Annotated in this window: 2 protein-coding genes and 1 pseudogene; 2 read left to right on the top strand and 1 reads right to left on the bottom strand. The window is 66.3% G+C overall.

What is annotated here, in order from left to right; all coding sequences use genetic code 11:
• Positions 1-621, bottom strand: a pseudogene (locus VK533_RS06020) (N-acetylmuramoyl-L-alanine amidase); the annotation flags it as partial.
• A 631-nt stretch (positions 622-1,252) separates the two neighbouring features.
• On the opposite strand from VK533_RS06020, the gene VK533_RS06015 reads away from it, so the two are divergent.
• Together VK533_RS06015 and VK533_RS06010 are read left to right on the top strand one after the other, a co-directional pair.
• Positions 1,253-3,823: a ribonuclease E/G gene (locus VK533_RS06015; RefSeq protein ID WP_324375958.1), complete on the top strand. Its 2,571-nt coding sequence runs from the start codon at positions 1,253-1,255 to the stop codon at positions 3,821-3,823.
• 87 nt (positions 3,824-3,910) lie between these two features.
• Positions 3,911-4,213, top strand: a 303-nt coding sequence (locus tag VK533_RS06010; protein WP_324375957.1) for a M48 family metalloprotease, incomplete at its 3' end; no start/stop codon positions are given.

The raw sequence follows: 4,213 nt of genomic DNA, 5'->3' as shown, positions 1-4,213 counted from the left end.
GTCCGGCGCCTTGAGCACCATCAGCCCGGCGAATTTGTGGAAGGTCGGCTTGAGGCCGATCAGCGGCGACAATTCGCGCTGCAATTCGACCGCGAAGGTGGAGGACGTGTTGAGCGTCTCGCGCTGGGCAAGGTCGATCAGGATCGAAGAGACGTCGTTGCTCTCGCGCGAAAGGTCGATGCCATTGATCACGTCCGATTTGTTCTCGCGCGCGGCCAAGGCGGCTGCGACGCGGTCGGACGAGGTTTCGGACAGGGTGTAGATGCTGGCGCCGCGTGCCGTATTGTTAGGCGCGCTGTCGCAATGGACCGAGATGAACAGATCGGCGCGCAGCTGCCGGGCGATCTCGCGCCGTTCCTGCAGCACGAGGAAGCGGTCGTCGGAGCGGGTGAGCGCGACCCGTACTTTGCCGCTGTCGAGCAGTTCGTCGCGGATCGCACGCGCGATCTTGAGCGCGACGTTCTTCTCCTGCTCACCGCCATCGGACGAGGATGAACCCGGATCGTGGCCGCCATGGCCCGCGTCGATCACCACTAGAGGCGCATCGGCCCGCTTCGGCCCCTGCACGAGCGGCAACAGGAGGCGCGAGGGACGCGGCGGGATGACGGCGGTGGCGCTGTTGGGCACGCGTTCGGCCCCGGCCGGCGCGGCCAGGATCAGCAGCAAGGGAATAAATGGCCACGCGCGCATCGCGGTTAACCTATCAAAGACCAGAGTCTGTGTGAATCCCTAGCCTTGCATTGCGATTCGGGGACTTCGTCACCATATTATTGGTGCGGCAAGCCGCACGGGCGCGGCACCGGCCCACACCCCCACCTGGCCTCCCATCACGATACTGCCGTTGGGAGGCCGGGTAGGGGAGTGGGCCGGTGCCGCCCCGGCGTAGCCGAACCACTTTAGCGGAGCTTTCGGTTGCCGCGCCTGTGGGCCGATGCTACGCACTGACGGGTCCGGCATGGCGCGTTGCGTACCGTCCGCCGGTCCGCTCCGGCGCGAAACGCGCGGCCGGTGAGCCCAGGTTGAAGCTGCATGCACCATTTTTCCCCTCCAGCCCGTCGAGCCCAAGCGGCTTTCGACGCGCGCAGAGTGGGCTTGGCCGGACGCGAATATGCTCCGGATGGCGCTGCGGCAGAGGCAATTTTCTACAGCATCGTCGGGACGGGGGACGCGCCGCTGCGCGCCCACCCTGCGCCCTACCTTAATCGCGCCCGCCGCCGTTTGCCGGCCAGGACGGGCGCCCGGAGAATATTTGATGTCAATGCGCATGTTGATCGACGCGCGCCACCGGGAGGAAACCCGGGTGGCGGTCGTCAAGGGAAACCGCATCGAGGAATTTGATTTCGAGTCCGAAGAGCACAAGCAGCTCAAGGGGAATATCTACCTCGCCAAGGTAACCAGGGTCGAACCGTCGCTTCAGGCGGCGTTCGTGGACTATGGCGGCAACCGCCACGGCTTCCTCGCCTTCTCGGAAATCCATCCCGATTATTATCAGATCCCCAAGGAGGATCGCGAAGCCCTGCTCCGCGAAGAGGCCGAGCACGCCGCCGAGGAAGAAGCGCTGCGCGCCCGCGAGGAGGATGATTACGAGGAAGACTATGTTGAGGCCAATGAGCGCCTCGACGATGACGGCGGTCCGGAAAATCTGGATGCCGCCGAGGATCATGTTGACCAGGACGACGAGGATCAGCCGCCTGCGCCCAAGCCGACCGCGGCCGGCGGCGACGACAATGCGGTGGAGTCGCTGCGCCAGAAGCGCATGAATCTGCGCCGCCGCTACAAAATCCAGGACGTGATCCGCCGCCGTCAGGTGCTGCTGGTCCAGGTCGTCAAGGAAGAGCGCGGCAACAAGGGTGCGGCGCTGACCACCTATCTGAGCCTCGCTGGCCGCTATTGCGTGCTGATGCCCAACACCAGCCATGGTGGCGGCATTTCGCGCAAGATTTCAAACGCTTCGGATCGCAAGCGCCTGAAGTCGATTCTGGCCGAACTGAACCTGCCCCGCACGATGGGCTGTATCGTCCGCACCGCTGGCCTGCAGCGCACCAAGCCGGAGATCAGGCGCGATTTCGATTATCTCGCCCGGCTGTGGGACGAGATCCGCGACAAGACCCTTCATTCAGATGCGCCCGCAGAAATCTATCGCGACAGCGATCTGGTGAAGCGGGCGATCCGCGACATCTACAATAAGGATATCGACGAGGTGATCGTCGAGGGCGAGGAAGGCTATCGCGCGGCGCGGACCTTCATGAAGCTCCTGATGCCGACCCACGCCAAGAAGATCCTGCCTTATTCGGACGCGGTGCCCCTGTTCCAGCGCTTCGGCGTCGAGGATCAGCTGGCGGCGATGTACCAGCCGGTCGTCCAGCTGAAGTCGGGTGGCTATATCGTCATCAACCCGACCGAAGCCCTGGTTTCGATCGACATCAACTCGGGCCGTTCGACGCGCGAGCACAATATCGAGCAGACCGCGACCGCGACCAACCTCGAAGCCGCACAGGAAATCGCGCGCCAGCTGCGCCTGCGCGACATGGCGGGTCTGGTCGTGATCGACTTCATCGACATGGAGAACCACTCCAACAACCGTAAGGTTGAGAAGGCGATGAAGGAGGCGCTCAAGAACGACCGCGCCCGCATCCAGGTCGGCCGCATCTCCGGCTTCGGCCTGTTCGAAATGAGCCGTCAGCGCTTGCGCACCGGCGTGCTCGAAGCCTCGACCCGGACGTGCCCGCATTGCGACGGCTCGGGCTTCATCCGCACGCCATCTTCGTCCGGCCTGCAGGCGTTGCGCCTGCTCGAGGAGGAGGCCGCGCGTGGCCGCGGCTCGCGCCTGTCCTTGCGTGCGAGCCAGGAAGCGACGCTCTACGTGCTCAACCGCAAACGCGCCGAGCTCGCCGACATCGAAGAACGCTATGGCGTGCTGATCGAGGTGCTGAGCGATGGCCAGCCCGACGGATCGCGTATGACGGTCGAGGCTAGTGGCCCGCCGCCGAGCCATGCGCCGCGTTTGCCGCAACAGATCATCCCCGAGCCCGACGATGACATCATCGACGAGATCGAGGAGGAAGAAGAGGAAATCGAGGCGGCCGAAAGCCGTGGCGACCGCGAGGAAGGCGAGGGTGGCGCCACCCGCCGCCGTCGCCGTCGTCGCCGCCGTGGTGGTGGCCGCCGTGAAGAGGGCGGCGAGGGCGCTGGCGAGACCGAAGCTTCCGACGAGGAAGCGGAGGAAGGCGAAGAAGGCGCGCCTGCCGCCGAAGCCGCCGCCGACGACAATGGTGGCGAGGAGCGCCGTCGTGGCCGTCGTGGCCGTCGCGGCGGCCGTCGTCGGAACCGCAATGGCGACGCGCCGGCGCAGGCCGATGGCGCCGAGACGGTCGGGTCTGAAACGGCGCCCGCGCCGCAGCCGGCCGACGACGCTGGGGCAGAACCGGTAGGCGATAAACCGCGCCGCAGGCCGCGTGCCCGCAAGGGCGCCGAGGCGGTGGTGACCGAAGCGGTTGCAATCGCACCCGAACCCGCGCCGGAGTCCCCCGTCGCCGAGGAAGCACAGGCCAAGCCCAAGCGTTCGCGCAAGAAGGCGGTCGAACCTGCCGCAGAACCGGTCGAATCTGTCGCGGAAGCGGTGGTCGAACCGGTTGTGACGGAAGCCCCAGCCGCGCCTGAAACCGAAGCCGCGCCCGCGAAGCGCCGCCGTTCGACCAAGGCGGCTGCGGCCGAAGCGGTCGCCGAACCGGCGGTCGCGACTGCCGGCGATGCCGAGGGCGAAGAGCTCGACGAAAACGGCGCGCCGCGCCGCGGCTGGTGGCAGCGGACCTTCGGCGCTTGATGATCATGTCCCGCTCCGTCCTCGCGGGCGGGCGGGACGCCCGCTTTTCAGGCGCGGTTCAGCGCCGACCGGCTTGATGCGTTCGGCATGATTCCGCCCCGCCGCCTGTTCCGGATCGCCTGTGCGGCCCTGGTCGCGTTCACGCTGCCCGCCGAGCAGGCCTGCGCCCAAAGCCAGAATCAGGGCCCGTCGATCCTGCGCGACGCTGAGACGGAACAGTTCCTGGCCGATATTTCGGCGGGAATGGCGGTGTCGGCCGGGCTCACGCCGGGCGCGCTCAAGCTCTATGTGATCAACGATCCGGAGATCAACGCGTTCGTCGCGCAGGGCCAGATCATCTATATCAACTCCGGCACGATCGAACGCGCCGACAATGCCAACGAGCTGCAG

Origin of the sequence: Sphingomonas sp. (genome assembly GCF_035317925.1) — a bacterium.
In the GTDB taxonomy this organism is placed as follows: domain Bacteria; phylum Pseudomonadota; class Alphaproteobacteria; order Sphingomonadales; family Sphingomonadaceae; genus Sphingomonas_I.
This window is presented reverse-complemented; position numbering and strand designations above follow the sequence as displayed.